16 protein-coding genes are annotated in these 15,433 nt (G+C 45.9%); 4 read left to right on the forward strand and 12 right to left on the reverse strand.

All coding sequences use genetic code 11. The features are described 5' to 3' along the window. From alr to ACXAGP_RS01275, 7 genes are read right to left on the reverse strand one after another with little or no spacing between them, the layout of a single operon-like run. On the reverse strand, window positions 1-1,116 hold the full coding sequence (gene alr, locus ACXAGP_RS01245; RefSeq protein ID WP_475259033.1) for an alanine racemase: 1,116 nt from the start codon (window positions 1,114-1,116) through the stop codon (window positions 1-3). Between the two features lie 12 nt (window positions 1,117-1,128). Then, complete coding sequence (locus ACXAGP_RS01250) at window positions 1,129-1,986, reverse strand: aminotransferase class IV (RefSeq protein ID WP_475259034.1); 858 nt, start codon at window positions 1,984-1,986, stop codon at window positions 1,129-1,131. 29 nt (window positions 1,987-2,015) lie between these two features. Continuing rightward, complete coding sequence (locus ACXAGP_RS01255; protein ID WP_475259035.1) at window positions 2,016-2,978, reverse strand: 5-oxoprolinase subunit C family protein; 963 nt, start codon at window positions 2,976-2,978, stop codon at window positions 2,016-2,018. Beyond that, window positions 2,971-3,621: a 5-oxoprolinase subunit B family protein gene (locus ACXAGP_RS01260; protein ID WP_475259036.1), complete on the reverse strand. Its 651-nt coding sequence runs from the start codon at window positions 3,619-3,621 to the stop codon at window positions 2,971-2,973. Before ACXAGP_RS01260 ends, ACXAGP_RS01255 begins: the two co-directional genes overlap by 8 nt. Further along, on the reverse strand, window positions 3,618-4,367 hold the full coding sequence (locus ACXAGP_RS01265; protein ID WP_475259037.1) for a 5-oxoprolinase subunit PxpA: 750 nt from the start codon (window positions 4,365-4,367) through the stop codon (window positions 3,618-3,620). The genes ACXAGP_RS01260 and ACXAGP_RS01265 overlap by 4 nt, the downstream gene beginning before the upstream one ends. Beyond that, the gene (locus ACXAGP_RS01270) at window positions 4,360-5,205 is read right to left on the reverse strand and encodes an alpha/beta hydrolase (RefSeq protein WP_475259038.1); all 846 of its coding nucleotides are present in this window, start codon (window positions 5,203-5,205) and stop codon (window positions 4,360-4,362) included. Before ACXAGP_RS01270 ends, ACXAGP_RS01265 begins: the two co-directional genes overlap by 8 nt. A gap of 1 nt (window position 5,206) precedes the next feature. Continuing rightward, window positions 5,207-6,226, reverse strand: coding sequence for an AraC family transcriptional regulator (locus ACXAGP_RS01275; protein WP_475259039.1), 1,020 nt, complete (start codon window positions 6,224-6,226; stop codon window positions 5,207-5,209). 137 nt (window positions 6,227-6,363) lie between these two features. Between ACXAGP_RS01275 and ACXAGP_RS01280 the strand changes: the two genes are divergently transcribed. The 3 genes from ACXAGP_RS01280 (at window position 6,364) to ACXAGP_RS01290 (ending at window position 8,766) form a co-directional block, all read left to right on the forward strand. Beyond that, window positions 6,364-7,410: an alkane 1-monooxygenase gene (locus ACXAGP_RS01280; protein WP_475259040.1), complete on the forward strand. Its 1,047-nt coding sequence runs from the start codon at window positions 6,364-6,366 to the stop codon at window positions 7,408-7,410. A gap of 98 nt (window positions 7,411-7,508) precedes the next feature. Continuing rightward, entirely contained in the window at window positions 7,509-8,207 is a 699-nt protein-coding gene (locus ACXAGP_RS01285) for a rhomboid family intramembrane serine protease (RefSeq protein ID WP_475259041.1), read from the forward strand. 61 nt (window positions 8,208-8,268) lie between these two features. Continuing rightward, entirely contained in the window at window positions 8,269-8,766 is a 498-nt protein-coding gene (locus ACXAGP_RS01290) for an N-acetyltransferase family protein (RefSeq protein WP_475259042.1), read from the forward strand. Window positions 8,767-8,777: 11 nt separating this feature from the next. Here ACXAGP_RS01290 and ACXAGP_RS01295 read toward each other — a convergent pair whose 3' ends face one another. The 5 genes from ACXAGP_RS01295 to prfB form a co-directional block, all read right to left on the reverse strand. After that, window positions 8,778-9,080, reverse strand: coding sequence for an ArsR/SmtB family transcription factor (locus tag ACXAGP_RS01295; protein WP_475259043.1), 303 nt, complete (start codon window positions 9,078-9,080; stop codon window positions 8,778-8,780). 34 nt (window positions 9,081-9,114) lie between these two features. Beyond that, entirely contained in the window at window positions 9,115-9,546 is a 432-nt protein-coding gene (locus ACXAGP_RS01300) for a DUF6691 family protein (protein ID WP_475259044.1), read from the reverse strand. 11 nt (window positions 9,547-9,557) lie between these two features. After that, complete coding sequence (locus ACXAGP_RS01305) at window positions 9,558-9,989, reverse strand: YeeE/YedE family protein (RefSeq protein ID WP_475259045.1); 432 nt, start codon at window positions 9,987-9,989, stop codon at window positions 9,558-9,560. Between the two features lie 137 nt (window positions 9,990-10,126). Then, window positions 10,127-11,668: a lysine--tRNA ligase gene (gene lysS, locus ACXAGP_RS01310; protein ID WP_475259046.1), complete on the reverse strand. Its 1,542-nt coding sequence runs from the start codon at window positions 11,666-11,668 to the stop codon at window positions 10,127-10,129. Window positions 11,669-11,687: 19 nt separating this feature from the next. After that, window positions 11,688-12,786 (reverse strand): peptide chain release factor 2 gene (gene prfB, locus ACXAGP_RS01315; RefSeq protein WP_475259047.1). Its coding sequence is split into 2 segments (ribosomal slippage): window positions 11,688-12,710 and window positions 12,712-12,786, totalling 1,098 coding nucleotides; the frame shifts between segments, so codons are not numbered across the junction. A 396-nt stretch (window positions 12,787-13,182) separates the two neighbouring features. Between prfB and ACXAGP_RS01320 the strand changes: the two genes are divergently transcribed. Then, entirely contained in the window at window positions 13,183-15,432 is a 2,250-nt protein-coding gene (locus tag ACXAGP_RS01320) for a TonB-dependent receptor (RefSeq protein ID WP_475259048.1), read from the forward strand. Window position 15,433 lies beyond the last annotated feature (1 nt).

Here is a 15,433-nt window from a genome sequence, read left to right on the forward strand (position 1 = left end):
TTATTGTCCCGACTCTGAAAGCAAATAGGTTTTGGGAACTCTCAAGGGCATGCGGGTAACAAGCTCATAGCCAATAGTATCCGCCCAGCCTGCCACTTCGTTGGCACTTAATGACTCTCCCCACAAAGTGACGGTATCACCAATGCGAACTTCGGGAATATGAGTGATATCGATACTAAGCATATCCATGGACACCCTACCCGCAAGATAAGCGCGTTTGTCTCTTACCATTACAGGCGTGCCACTTTTGGCATTGCGCGGGTAACCATCTCCATAACCAATAGCCACAGTGGCCACTCTGGATGGTTTTTGTGCTTGCCAGGTACTGCCATAGCCTACTCGCTCGCCGGCATCAATATTGCGAATTGCGATAATTTTTGATTGTAACGTCATTACCGGACGCAGTTTATCTGCGTCTGGGTGCGCTTCATTAAATGGCGATAAACCATAAAGCATTATACCCGGACGAACATAATCACTACGTCCCTGAGGCCATCCTAAAATGGTTCCTGAATTGCCGATGCTGGTGGAAATTTGCTGCTCACCATTTGCAATGATAGCTTTTTTAACCTGTTTAAACTCCGTTAGCTGTTGCTCTGTATAAGGTTCAGTAAGTAAATCCGCACTGGCCATGTGCGTCATTAAAGTAACCACATCTTGGGTTTTATCCGAGTCCTTCAAGCGTTGATACAAACGCAATCCAGAACTCGCGTAGATCCCCAAACGATGCATACCTGTATCGATTTTTAACCAGGCCGACAAAGGCTTGTCCAGTGCTTGTTTTTCAAGTGCGTTGATTTGATATTCACTGTGAAACACCACTGAAAAATCATGTTTTGAGGCCAGGTTCAATTCGCTGGCACTGAAACAACCTTCCAGTAACAAGACAGGCCGGGTTAAACCCGCTTCTCGCAACTGCATCGCTTCCTCAATACTGGAAACAGCAAACATCTCCACATGATCCTGAATGGCAAATGCCACCTCTACAGCACCATGACCATAGGCATTGGCTTTTAAAACTGCGACGATTTTACTCAGGGGACTACAACGCTTAGCAATTGATAAGTTGTGACGCAGTGCATCCAGATTAATGATCATTGCAGCAGGGCGAGACATAACTATGCTTCCTCAATAATCAAAGCGATGTTGAAAATACAAACTGGCAGTATCAAACCAATGTTTGCCTGGTTTGCCATCCGCAATGGCTTTGCCTGCGATTTCCACAACCGGTACCACCCCCTTTGTGGAGCTGGTAAGCCAAACTTCATCAGCAGCAAACAGCATTTCTTGCGTTACTACGGATTCTTGCAAGGTCAATGCAGAATGACGTTCCAAAATATCCATGACGATACGGCGCGTAATACCAGGTAACAATGCCGAACTCAAAGGGGGGGTGAGCACCTTCTTATCCTTACAAATAAAAACGTTGCTGGTGCTGGCCTCTGTAACGGTGCCATCATCTCCTAGCAATAACACTTCGTTTAAGCCCTCTTGCTGAGCGGTTTGAAAATGCAGCACGTTGCCCAATAAGGATGTCGATTTAATATGGCAATTGCGCCAACGGCGATCCTGATCAAGCCCCAACCGGAGTGCTTTACACTGCTCAAAATCAGGTTTTGTCAGCGCTGGAATTGGAAAGGTCATCATAAATATGGTGGGTTCGGCATTGTTATGCCAACCATGAAAACGTTTTTCTTCTGCACCACGCGTAATATGAATATAAATGCCCTGATCAGGCTCAGGATTATATTGGGTCAATTGCTGACAGAAACCCTGCAGTTGTTGCCAGTCGTACTGTAAATTTATATCCAGCGCTTTAAGACCCTGGGTTAATCGCTCTTTATGCCACTGCCAGGCAATCATACGGTTGCCATAACTAGGCAGCACTTCATAAAGCCCTTCCCCAAATAAAAAGCCTCTATCCAGCGGAGAAATTCGCGCTTCTTCCAGAGGCATAAAGGTGCCATTTAAAAATACGGTATTCAACGTGTGCTTTTCCAGACGATGAGTTGAGATCACATGGGAAGTATTGGTAGCTTTTGAATGTTAGCCCAATAATCCTTTACCACTTGCTGTGCGATAGACGGTCGTATCAATGCAAACCGCACTTTGGTTCCCGGCGGCGATTGTAACAGCCTATGGCAGTCAGGTGAAATAACACTGCCGGGTTTGCAGTAACCTCCCAGAGATTGCCTGTCGTTTAGTAATATGATGGGCTTGCCCGACGGAGGGATTTGCACGGCGCCATAAGCAATTGCATCCGGTGTAATTTTTGGTAGTTGAGTCAACACCTTGGTGGAGGTATCCAGGCGATAGCCCATACGGTTGAATTCGCGACTTAAGGTAAACCCAGTTTGAAACAGCACTCTTCGCTGAATCTTGCTAAGTTGTCCGTACTGGGCACCAGGGATTAAGCGCAAAGTGTACGGTTCATCATTAAAATATTGTGCGGCAATGTGCTGAGCACTCATGCCGACGTGCTGTGCGCTGGAAAAGCAGGGAATTGTTTCCCCCTTTTTTAACGGACTACCTTTACCATCCAGCCCCCCTAATTTTTCTCGCTGGTTGGTGGCACAACTTCCCAGTACAGGTTTAACCTTGAGTCCGCCGCGGATCGCCAGGTAAACCCAGGTTCCCTTTCTGGTTGCAGAAATAGACAGTTCATCTCCTTGCTGTACTTGCACGCTTTGCCAACAATGGCGGATATTGCCGTTAATCTTTAACGTTACCTCAGCCCCTGTCACTGAAATCGTACTACTGGCCTCAATAACACAGCTGAAATTGCCCATGGGAATTTCCAGCAATGGCAGACCTATAGGATTGCCACACAATCGATTGGCAGTATAAGCGGCTTTGGGCTCCATAAATCCTGCCGGGGCTACACCAGAAAACAGATAGCCAAGACGTCCACTATCCTGAATTTGGGTATTGATACCGGGATTTACTATTTTAAGGTGGCTGTTTTGCGCACTAATCAACGGCAATGAACCTCACGTTTTGACCCACTTCGAATAAGGCTGGTTTAGGCAACGCAATATCAAACAAATTTTCATCACAGCGGCCAATCAGGTGCCAACCTCCCGGTGATTCCTGAGGATAAATTGCAGAGTATTGCTCGGCGATAGCCAACGTGCCAGCAGGGACTCTGATGCGCGGCTCTGGTCGCCTTGCTAATCTCAACGGCTTAGGCAATCCTTTGAGATAGCCGAAACCCGGAGCAAAGCCCACTGCAGTGACGGTGAAGATAGCATCCTGGTGAGCTTGAACTACTTCTTTCACAGACATATCACAGGACTCCGCCACCCATTTCAAATCAGGTCCGTATTCTCCGCCATAGCGCACGGGTAGTGTCAGTAAAGGTTGCGATTGCCGGTCTGGTTGGAAGTCAAAATTGACTAAACAGATTTTAAGCTGTGACTTAACCTCAAAATAAGAAATCGCAAATACATTGTAAAACAGTGTCACTGACGACTCCGCAGCCACGACATCTTGCAACCAAAGATAGTTTTGTTGCCGGATATAGACTCTTAAACTGGCATAAAAACTCGCGTTCGTGGATACGGCATTTTGAGCGGTTACCTTAATGGCATTTTCACCACATGGGACGAGCTTAAACTTCATTTCTCCAGATTACCCTTAATCTGCAGCACAATCTCCAGTGCATCTGAACCATCACCATGAATACACAAAGTATCTATTGGCATGCTTAGCTCGGTACCATTTGCGCTCAGTACTTTCCCCTGTTGCATAATGGTTTTTGCCTGGGCTATGGCATCTTCTTTTGATAATAACGCACCATGCTGGTTACGCGGTACCAATAACCCATCATCTTGATATGCCCTGTCAGAGAATGCTTCAAAGCATAGATTGACGCCATATTGCGCAGCGAGCCCCTGATGCTGTTGCCATTGTCCTGTCGCCTGCAAAACCAACAAAAGTTCATCATCATAATCGCTGACGGCCTGAATCACTTGCAACAAAATATCTTTGTCTCGCATCATGTCGTTGTACAACGCACCATGCGGCTTAACGTGATGCAGGTGCCCACCACAGGCCTTCGTAATGCCTTCTAACGCGCCTATCTGATAGCACATAAGCGCACGGATTTCGCCTTTTGCCATTGTCATTGAACGACGGCCAAAACCCTGTAAATCGGGATATGCCGGATGAGCCCCGATCTTAACATTGTACTCCAGCGCCAACATCACGGTACGCTGCATGACGTTGGCATCGCCTGCGTGAAAACCACAGGCAATATTGGCCATATCGATGTAAGGCATAATTTCCTGGTCCTGGCCCATTTGCCAGGCACCATATGATTCTCCCATGTCGCAATTAATGAGCAATAGTTTACGCGATTCAGTCATTGGGATTTGTCTCTCTTTGCCATTGGCACAATGTCTCTGTGATCAGTTGTGCGGTGAGCTGTGGTTTTTCCAATGGAAACATGTGCCCTACTCCTTTAATGAGTTCATGCTCCAGTTTTGGTTGCTGCTTCAATAATCGTTTCACCATGGGCGGAAAACAGGCATTGGTATATTGCGCAGTAAATAGTTTGGCAGGTACCGTCAACTTGTTGCGAAACAAGTTGAGGTTGTGAGGAATATTGCGAAAAATCGCAGTCTCCACTTCCCGCTGATAAGCCAGTTGCGCACCTTTTCCTTCTGGCTTCACCGCGGATTGCACGTAGTCTTCGATGCACTCAGGGTCAAAATATTTGAACAGCGCTTTGGGTTTAAAATAATCCAGTACGGTATTGTGATCTTGCCAGCTGGTTTTACGCAGTTTTGACTTACCTGACGGCGTAACCTTGTCGATCAAAGGTGTTTTTTTGAGTATACGAAACACATGGCTCATTAACCCTACCATGATGGGCGGATCTAACATAATCAAACCTTTTACCAAATCGGGTCGCTGACAGCTGACTAAATAGGATATCACTCCGCCAAAAGAGTGCCCCACCAGATATACCGGCTGCTGAGCATTGCCCTCCAGAAAATGAACTAGCTCGTTTACCTGGTTATGCCAATTGTCATTGACCGGGAAACGGCTGTCATGACCAAATTTTTCCTGCGCGATCACCTGAAAATCATCAGGAAAAAAGCGCCATAGCTTTTGATAGCTACTGGCGGGAAACCCATTGGCATGGGCAAAATGTAATGTCAGTGCTGCATCTGATGACGATTCAATGGTTGCTAAACTCATACTACTCTTGGATACGGTTTTTGTTGCGAAATTCAATGGGGGTCATCTTTGACCAGGTTTTAAAAGCGCGCCTAAAGTTTGCCACATCTTCATAACCTAATGCCCAGGCAACTTGTTCAACTGGCATATTGGATTCTACTAAATATTTTTCTGCCTGGGCTTTTTTTGTTGCCACTAAAAGGGAACGAAAACTCGTACCTTCATCTTGCAAGCGTCGATGCAAAGTACGCGGGGTGACGGATAAAAGATTAGCGACTGTCGCAATTGAAGGTATGTGTTGGCTATCCTGTTCCAGGACAGATATCACCATACTCGAATAATCTCTTTGCTGAGTACCTCTGATCTGACTCAATTGCTGTTCAAACTGCCGGGTAAGCTGTTTGAGCGCGATAGCATCCGCCTGGCTAAAATGATTGTGCAACCAGGCTTTTTCCAACCGTATCAAGCACACCTCTTGTTTAAAAGCGTGAGGAACAGGTAAATACCGAGAAATGCTTTCGTAGTATTCAGGTTGCGCCATATCAAAATGCACCGCCTTAATGATGTTGTTCATGTTGGGTTGACCGGAAACCATAGTAAAGAGGTTGGCCAAAGTCACTAATACCACTTCACAAAAAGAACGGTGTACAGCAGGGTCTATAAAGTGTGAACCAATCTCAATATCAAAGGAGTCCGGCTGCTCGCGAATAGCTGTTCTGATAAAAGGGGTTCGGGTTACCAGATAACGGTCTAACAAGCGTGCTGCCTGGGCTAGATCTTCGCAATTTAACAAGCCATAGCCCAGCAAACCATGACTACCAATTCCGAGGCGATTGCCCAACTGCAATCCGATATCAGGCTGCGGGGCGATAGCCACAGCCTGCTGCATTAATTGCTCATATTGCTCTTTGGGTATCCATAACGAATCATCACTGAGCAATGCATGACTGGCTTTACATGAATCAAGCCAGACCTTGGGATCCACTGCCATGTCCCCCAATAACGCGCCAATATGAGTAATGTAATGAGCAGGTACGTGCATAAAACGATAGTTCTATAATTTTCCCTAGACTAACCACCTCTCCCAACGGCTGTCAATAAATGACTCCCCTTTTGTCATTTGATCATCTGGCTCGCTGATAGCAGGTAAACGTATGTTACCTAAAAAGGAGAAAGCTTATGCACCTGGCAAAATTTTTATTGTTTCATGTTTATGCGATTTTGGGGATTGCCTCATTTTGGATGAGTGGCAACTGGATAATTTGGGGTTTTCTTGTCACCGTTGGCAGTATCGTGGCGGGAGACTTATTGTTGGGTGATGACGTGAGTGAACCTGAACCCGTCAACAAGGCGTTTTACAACCTGTTGCTTTGGTGCGCACTGCCTTTGTTAGCCATACTGGTAGTGATGGCGATCATAACCATTGAGCAATCCAGTTCATGGCTCTTATGGCTAACGAGCACCCTTTACGTGGGCCTGTTGACGGGCACCTTGGGCACAGTAACGGCCCATGAGTTGGTGCACAGAAGATGGGGAAGCTTTTCCCACCGCGTCGGGCGCTGGTTACTGGCCTTCAGTTTTGACAGCAATTTTGCCATAGAACACGTATTTGGCCACCACATCAACATTGCCACCGAAAAAGATCCCGCTAGTGCCCCTCGTGGTCGTAACGTGTATCAGCATATCCTTATATCTACTATTACCGGGAATATCAGTGCCTGGAAACTGGAAAAACAACGCTTACAGAGAGCAGAGCATGCGCTTTTTTCTCATCACAACCGATTTCTACGCGGTATTATGATGAGTGTCGTTTTATTGCTGATAAGCTGGATATTAGCTGGTGTCAATGGCCTGCTGTTTTTTACAATTTCTGGCCTGATTGCCAAGAGTCTGTTGGAAATAGTGAATTACATGGAACACTATGGCCTGGTAAGAGTTCCCGGTAAACGTGTCTATCCGAGGCATTCATGGAATGCCAACAACAAAATTAGTAGCTGGTCACTGTTTAACCTAACCAGACACTCCCATCACCACGCCAATGCCAATGTGCCATTTCAACATCTGAAGCCAATGTCTGATGCGCCTTTTATGCCCACAGGTTACCTAGGCACCATAGGTTTAACACTCATTCCGCCGTTGTGGTTTAAACTCATGGCGCCTAAATTAAAGCATTGGGACCAGTACTTTGCCGATGAAGGAGAGTTACAACTGCTAAACAAGCGTTGAGTTTCAGATTAAATTCCTCTGGCTTATGGCTTTTCGTTTCTGGAATTCAGACCGGTAACACCTATATCTGTTAATAGAGAAGTTAATGGAAGCAGTCTGTGTCTGAATTAAATAATGCTCGCCACGGCAATATACGAAAAGCCATCATGCCCGGTTTTATTTTTGTGGTCATACTTTGGCTGATAAAAACCCTTGAATTTCAATTTGGATTTTCACTACACCAATTGGGCGTTTTTCCCGGGACAATGGCCGGTGTTATTGGCATTTTTACCGGTCCACTTATCCACGGCTCTTACGAACACTTAGCCAGTAATAGCCTGGCATTATTGTTATTATTCGCAGCGCTTTTTTACGGTTACCCTAAATCAAAATATTGGACGTTGGCCATTATCTGGATTGGCTCTGGTTTAGGTACCTGGTTGTTTGCCCGTGAAGCCTGGCATTTTGGTGCCAGTGGGCTGACTCACGGCTTGTTCTTTTATCTTTTTGTGATCAGCGTTTTGCGTCGAGACAAACGATCTATTGCATTGATGATGATGGTGTTCTTTATGTACGGTGGCATGATTATGACAATATTCCCCAGAGAGCCCGGCATATCCTATGAGTACCACTTTTTCGGCGCACTTTTTGGTTTGATTAGCGCGTTGATTTTCAGAAATAGTGATCCCAAACCCATCGAGAAGCAATACAGCTGGGAAATCGAAGACAAAGAAGATGAGTTGATAGGTGATGAATGGCAAACCGATCAAGCTCAGGAACACACGATGATTGAAGAGGAGCAGCACAAACTGCATTGATAGTTGCTAAGTGATAAACAATGGCCCAAAATTAAGCCAGATAAACTATTCGCAACTAATCATGTTTCAAGTACGTCCCTTTGTAAAAATGGATTTTGAGTGTGTCCAGGCTATTTATCAGGAAGGCATCGATACTGGCCTTGCCACTTTCCAGACTGAAGTAAAATCCTGGTCTGAGTGGGATGCATCATTTTTACACGATTGCCGCTTGGTATTGCTTAACGAAAATAACCGAGTTTGCGGTTGGGCTGCGCTCTCTCCTGTTTCCAATCGCTGTTGTTACGCCGGTGTAGCAGAAGTCACAGTGTATATGGCCAGCGATGCGCGTGGCTACGGTGGTGGTGAAATGCTGCTAAATGCTCTCGTTGCCTGCTCTGAAAAACATGGAATGTGGACCTTAAAGGCGGGCATTTTCGAGCAAAATAAAGCCAGTATTCGTTTACATCAAAAGTGCGGTTTCAAACTGCTGGGCATTCAGGAAGGTTTGGGCAAACTGGGTAACCGCTGGATCAACGTCGCTGCGATGGAAAGACGTAGTAAAGTGGTAGGAATAGATTAATTCCAAGCGCTTCAATCATCAGCACAATAAAGCTCGTAAAGTAAATTAATTACCGGGATGACATTGTCATCGCGCAGAAAATAATAAATTGTTTGCGCCTCTCGCCGTGTCTCCACCAGTTTTTCCCGTCGTAAAAAACTTAAATGTTGAGATAAGGTGGATTGTGGGATCGGTACCTGCGCATTGAGTTCAGACACCGACTTTTCCCCGGATTGCAGCAAACAAAGCAACATCAAGCGATGCTTGTTAGCCAGCATTTTTAACAGACTCACTGCCTGCTCAGCATTTTGCTCCATGTCTTTAAATGATTTCATGACTCTTTACCTATATGAAACTGGCCTGAATTCGCTAACTTGATCGCTTCTTATTTGTAAATCTATCAAACCCCCACATAGTGGCAGCCATTAGTACCACGAACACCAAAAGCTTTGGTTCGCCACCGGGAATATTGGCCAGCACAGGCCCGGGACATAGCCCTGTTATACCCCAGCCAAGACCAAATAGCACAGCCCCAGTTAGCAAGGTTTTATCTAAAGTTGATTTGTTGGGTAATTGAAAATCTGAAGCAAATACGGGTTTGCTCATTTTGGGCTTTATCAGAAAAAATCCTGGCCAATAAACGACTAAAGCCGCAGCCATTACCAGCAACAAACTGGGATCCCAATTGCCAAAAAAATCCAGGAAATTGAGCACTTTTTCCGGATTCACCATTTGCGATAGTAACAACCCCAGGGAAAACACCAGTCCTGAACAAAAAGCGGTAAAATTCGACGTTTTCATTCTCAACTCTCCTATGACAAAACGTGGCGCATCAGGGTCACCACCCAAATAGCTATTCCCATAAAAACACAAGTGGCAACAATAGAACGCGGTGAAAATCGACCAATACCACATACACCATGGCCACTGGTACAGCCGGAGCCCATGCGGGTTCCCAGTCCCACAAGTACCGCGCCAAGCACCACCTGCCACCAATCCAGATGAATTTCAGAGGGTAATTTGATTTGTATAGCATCTATTTGAAAAGCATTAATTACTGCAGGCCCCAACAATAGACCCAACATAAAATACAAAGCAGGTAAGGCATTTTTAGGGGCGTTGATCAGTTGCCCTAATAAACCTGAAACCCCCATCACTTTGCCATTAGCTAATAAAAACAAGACACCGGCCAGGCCAATCAATGCCCCACCCGCCAGAGCCGTATAAGGAGTAAATTCTGTCATAAGCAACCTTACATCGTATATTTGCAATTTACGATATAATAACTACAACTCAGAAAAATACAAGTTGCGCTTAGCTATAAATCGACAAAACAAAAAAGGCGCCATTGGCGCCTTTCAATAAACGAATTACCAAAACGTTATTCCGTTACTTCCGGTTTCATGTGCGGGAACAGTATTACATCCTTAATAGTCGGTGAGTCAGAGAACAGCATCACCAATCGGTCGATACCAATGCCCTCACCTGCCGTTGGTGGTAAACCGTACTCAAGCGCACGAATGTAATCGTCGTCAAAGTGCATGGCTTCATCGTCACCGGCTTCTTTTTCTTCCACTTGCTTATGGAATCGCGCCGCTTGATCTTCAGCATCATTAAGCTCGGAAAAGCCGTTGGCCAGTTCACGTCCGCCAACGAAAAATTCAAAGCGGTCTGTAATGAACGGGTTCTCGTCGTTGCGACGCGCCAGAGGCGACACTTCCCAAGGGTACTCTGTGATGAAGGTAGGCTGTTCCAGTTTTTCTTCAGCAACCGCTTCGAAGATTTCACACAGATATTTACCCGGTCCCCAGATACCATCCACTTCCGGCTCTTTTATATGCAGCTCACGAGCAATGGCTTTTAAGCCTTCCAGGTTGTTTTCTGCATCTTTGATGATGGCAGTGTCTACCTCTGGATAGTGCTTAATAATGGCATCAGCCATACTAAGTCTTTCAAACGGCTCGCCAAAGTTGTAGATCACTTCGCTCTCTACTTCACCTTCAGCATTTTTAGTGGTGTTGCGAATATCTGTCGTGCCGAGGATATCTTTGGCCAATGTGCGCAACATATCTTCGGTTAAGTCCATTAGATCATTGTAATCCGCATAGGCCTGATACCATTCAATCATGGTGAATTCAGGATTGTGACGCGTCGATAATCCCTCGTTGCGGAAGTTGCGATTAATTTCGAACACTCGCTCAAAACCACCCACTACGAGGCGTTTTAAATACAACTCGGGAGCGATGCGCAGATACATATCGATATCCATGGCATTGTGGTGTGTAATGAACGGCTTTGCAGTAGCTCCACCCGGGATTACCTGCAACATAGGCGTTTCCACTTCCATAAAATCGCGGTCGCTAAGGTAACGACGAATACCATCCACTATGCGACTGCGCATAACGAAGGTATCACGAGTTTCAGGACTCATGATCAAATCAACATAACGTTGACGATATTTAGTTTCCTGATCGGCAAGACCATGGAACTTTTCAGGTAGTGGTCTTAAGGATTTGGTCAACAACTCATATTTTTCCATGTTGACGTACAAATCGCCTTTACCGGATTTGTGCAATGCTCCACTGACACCAATAATGTCACCGATATCCAATTGACCGTATTTGGCCTTAAGTTCTTTTTGCACATCTTTCGCTGCGTAAGCCTGAATACGGCCCTTCATATCTTGCAGCACCATGAATGGACCGCGTTTAGACATGATACGGCCAGCCACTGAGACCTGAACGGCTAATTCTTCCAGGCTTTCTTTATCGTGATCACCGAAGGCCATTTGCAAATCCGCACTGTAATTCTCACGGCGGAACTTGTTGGGATGAGCATTAGCAGAACAATGCTCACGAATGTTGGCAAGTTTAGCGCGTCTTTCAGCGATTAATTTGTTTTCATCGAGTTGTTGCTCAGACATCTGTCTTTGATTTCCTGCTTTAGAGGCCAGACTTTAAGCTGGCCTGAATAAATTTATCCAAATCACCGTCCAGGACGGCTTGGGTATTTCGGGTCTCAACACCGGTACGCAAATCTTTAATACGGGAGTCGTCTAATACGTAGGAACGTATCTGGCTGCCCCAACCAATATCCGACTTGCTATCTTCCATCGCTTGCTTTTCTTCGTTTTGCTTTTGTAACTCAAACTCATAAAGCTTAGCTTTTAATTGCTTCATGGCCTGGTCTTTATTTTTGTGCTGTGAGCGGTCGTTCTGACATTGCACCACAATGTTAGTCGGCACGTGAGTAATACGCACGGCAGAATCGGTTCTGTTTACGTGCTGACCACCGGCGCCCGAGGCGCGATAAGTATCAATACGCAAATCAGACGGATTGATATCAATCTCGATATCGTCATTAATTTCCGGATATACGAAAGCCGACGCGAAGGACGTATGGCGACGATTACCTGAGTCAAACGGAGACTTACGCACCAGACGATGTACACCGGTTTCTGTTCTCAACCAACCAAAGGCGTATTCGCCACCAAAGCGAATTGTGGCACTTTTAATACCCGCAACATCACCATCTGATACTTCGATTAGCTCAGTTTTGAGCTGATGCTCTTCACCCCAGCGAAGATACATGCGCAATAGCATATTGGCCCAATCCTGAGCCTCTGTGCCACCTGAACCTGCCTGGATATCCAGATAACAATCATTGGCATCATTGGGACCGGAGAACATACGACGAAATTCCAGTTCTTCCAGTTTGCTGATCATGGTGTTTAGCTCTTCTTGAGCCTCATTAAAGGTATCTTCGTCTTCAGCTTCAATAGCGAGTTCCAATAAACCTTCAACATCTTCTGCACCTTGGTCTAGTTGCAGTATCGTATCTACCACCGCTTCCAACGCAACCTTCTCTTTACCTAAGGCTTGCGCGCGTTCTGGCTCATTCCAGACATCCGGAGATTCCAGTTCGCGATTAACTTCTTCCAGGCGCTCTGACTTTACAGCAAAGTCAAAGATACCCCCTAAGCAGCTCAGTACGCGCTTTTACGTCGGCGATACCATTTTGCACAGGATTGATTTCAAACATATTTATTCTTTACTAACCTCAAAAAGTGGCCGGGAATTCTATCTAATTTGCAGTCAATTGAACAGCGAACAATCGCTTTAACTCGACAGAATTGAATCAACACGCAACAGATGCCGCTCATTATTCGACCAGGTGGTCAAAAAAGCTTAACAACCTGTCGTAATTCACCGTATAATGCTTGCCCGCAAGAATACGCATCTGTGCGCTCTGGAAGACACGACCAGAAAGATGCCGTCTCATGACTTAATTGCCAAATTGGCAACAAGAGTCAAAGCAAAACTATTTTTCAGTACTACACTTACTCGAAAAATAACAAAGATTCATACGAAAATTTGGTAATCACAACACACAACAGCGTCAGCAGATTCAACACCCTGCCGATGTGACGGAGACACCATGAACACACCAAATAACAAAACAATGCTCAGAACCACCCTACTTTGTTCTGCAATTCAACTAGCTCTTGCGGGCAATGTCTATGCACAGGAAGCAGAAGACGAAGCACAGGAGATTGAAGCCATAACAGTAACGGCTACCAAGCGTGCTCAGGTTATTTATGAAGTGCCCATCGCCATCAGTGCTTTCCAGGGCGATATGTTGGCAGAGCAAGGCATTACTGATTTGACCGACGTCGGTAAATTTGTGCCAAACCTGAATGTCACCGGCTTTTCAGCAGGCCACACTTCTTCAGCAAACCCGTTTATTCGCGGTATTGGTTTACAGGATCACCTGATCACAACAGATCCGGGTGTCAGTGTTTATGTAGACGGTGTTTACCTTGGTCGTCAGGTAGGGCAAAACTGGAACCTGCAAAACATTGAGCGCATCGAGGTATTACGTGGCCCCCAAGGCACGCTGTATGGTCGTAACTCCATCGGTGGTGCTATCAATATCATTACCAAGCAACCAAATGAAGTAAATACCACCAAAGTAGGCCTTGAAGCGGGTACCCGCGGTCGCTTGCGCACCGACATTTTCACTAATCGAGAATTGTCGCCTGGCTTAGCCTTTAACATGAATGTTGGCTACACACAGCGCGATGGCTTGGGTGAATTCTACAACCTGGAAAACCCCAAGTGGGATGTGGGTGAAACGCAAGAGGTGTATGGACGTTTCTCAGTAAAATATGAACCGTCAGATTCTCTGCGCTTCATCTTAACAGCTGATGGAAACAACGGTGATGGCGGTTTGCGTCCTTACACTGCAATGATTGATGAGCTGGGACCAAACACCCGTTACACCTCTGGTAACAATGGCGTAGGTGTCGCGCTATCAAATGCAGACGTTGCTCCGGACATTTATGATAATGCTACCGGCACCGACGCGGTAAATGAAGTATCTAACAGTGCCCACGGTGTGTCGTTTACTACCGAGTGGGACATCAACGATGATCTGATGATGAAAGTCATTGCCAGCCACCGCTCTTCAGAATACAAAGCGGGACTTGATGATGATGCAACCGTTTACGCACTGGATCACTACCCAGAGCGCGGTACTGCTGACCAGGACTCTGTAGAATTGCAGTTTAGTGGTTATCTTGGCGAAAACGCAGACTTCGTAGCCGGTTTATATTGGTTCCAGGAAGAAGGTGATAACCGCCAGGGTTCAGACTCCAGCTTTGACGGTGGTGGCAATACATTGCAACTGGACCAAGAAGCCACCAGTAAAGCCGCATTTATTAACATCGGTTATGATGTAGATGATGCTTTAAGAGTATCTGGTGGTTTGCGTTACACCGAAGATGAAAAAGAAGCGTCAGCAAATGTATTTCCTCCACTTGGTACCATTTACGATTCAGATAAATGGGATGAGTTAAGCTGGGAATTAGCCGCTAACTATACCTTCGAGAATGGCATGAACGCTTACGCTACTATCCAAACAGGTTACCAGGGTGGTCAGTACCCTGCTCGTCCATACTGCTTAATTGGCCAATTCTTTGGCAATGGTGGTTTCGATGATCTGGACAATGCGATTGCTGCCGTCAATGCGGATAACTGTTTTACTGCCACCGATAACATCACTGCTATTAACTATGAAGTGGGTGTTAAAGGTCGCGTAAACAGCTACCTGGACTTAAGCGTTGCAGTATTTAACACCGAATATGATGACCTACCTTACCAGGTAAGTCAGGTTAGCGATGCCGGATTCGACACAGCTAACCTCGTAGTATCACAAACGTCTCGCGGTGTGGAATTTGACAGCAACCTGACATTTGGCAACTTCACCATGCAAACCAGTATCGGTTTTATGGATGTAGATGTGGATGATCAACTAGTGAACGGTACGGTATTCCAACCTGTTGCACCACTGACACCAGAATGGACAGTGGCATTCGGTCCTGCCTACGAAATGTTCCTGGAAGACGGTGCATCGGTTAAGTTCAGATTGGACTACTCATGGCGTGATGACATGTATGGCGAGCCTAGTTCAGCACCAGAGCGTATGACCTTAATTGATGACCGCACCTTGGTAAATATGGGTATTACTTACACACCAGGTAACGAAGCTTACACGCTGGGTCTATACGGTCGTAACATCTTTGACGAACGTTATGACAATGCCCGCCTGAACACCGGTGATTATGTATTGCGCATCCTGTCTAATGATGCCAGTGAGTTCGGCGTACGATTTACCACCGAGTGGTAAA

It is taken from the genome of Planctobacterium sp. AWM4_229 (assembly GCF_056160305.1).

Coding starts and splice junctions, on each gene's coding strand:
- alr (WP_475259033.1), bottom strand. CDS start 1,116: ATGTCTCGCCCTGCTGCAATGATCATTAATCTGGATGCACTGCGTCAC.
- ACXAGP_RS01260 (WP_475259036.1), bottom strand. CDS start 3,621: ATGAAGTTTAAGCTCGTCCCATGTGGTGAAAATGCCATTAAGGTAACC.
- ACXAGP_RS01265 (WP_475259037.1), bottom strand. CDS start 4,367: ATGACTGAATCGCGTAAACTATTGCTCATTAATTGCGACATGGGAGAA.
- ACXAGP_RS01270 (WP_475259038.1), bottom strand. CDS start 5,205: ATGAGTTTAGCAACCATTGAATCGTCATCAGATGCAGCACTGACATTA.
- ACXAGP_RS01275 (WP_475259039.1), bottom strand. CDS start 6,226: ATGCACGTACCTGCTCATTACATTACTCATATTGGCGCGTTATTGGGG.
- ACXAGP_RS01280 (WP_475259040.1), top strand. CDS start 6,364: ATGCACCTGGCAAAATTTTTATTGTTTCATGTTTATGCGATTTTGGGG.
- ACXAGP_RS01290 (WP_475259042.1), top strand. CDS start 8,269: ATGTTTCAAGTACGTCCCTTTGTAAAAATGGATTTTGAGTGTGTCCAG.
- ACXAGP_RS01295 (WP_475259043.1), bottom strand. CDS start 9,080: ATGAAATCATTTAAAGACATGGAGCAAAATGCTGAGCAGGCAGTGAGT.
- ACXAGP_RS01300 (WP_475259044.1), bottom strand. CDS start 9,546: ATGAAAACGTCGAATTTTACCGCTTTTTGTTCAGGACTGGTGTTTTCC.
- ACXAGP_RS01305 (WP_475259045.1), bottom strand. CDS start 9,989: ATGACAGAATTTACTCCTTATACGGCTCTGGCGGGTGGGGCATTGATT.
- lysS (WP_475259046.1), bottom strand. CDS start 11,668: ATGTCTGAGCAACAACTCGATGAAAACAAATTAATCGCTGAAAGACGC.
- ACXAGP_RS01320 (WP_475259048.1), top strand. CDS start 13,183: ATGAACACACCAAATAACAAAACAATGCTCAGAACCACCCTACTTTGT.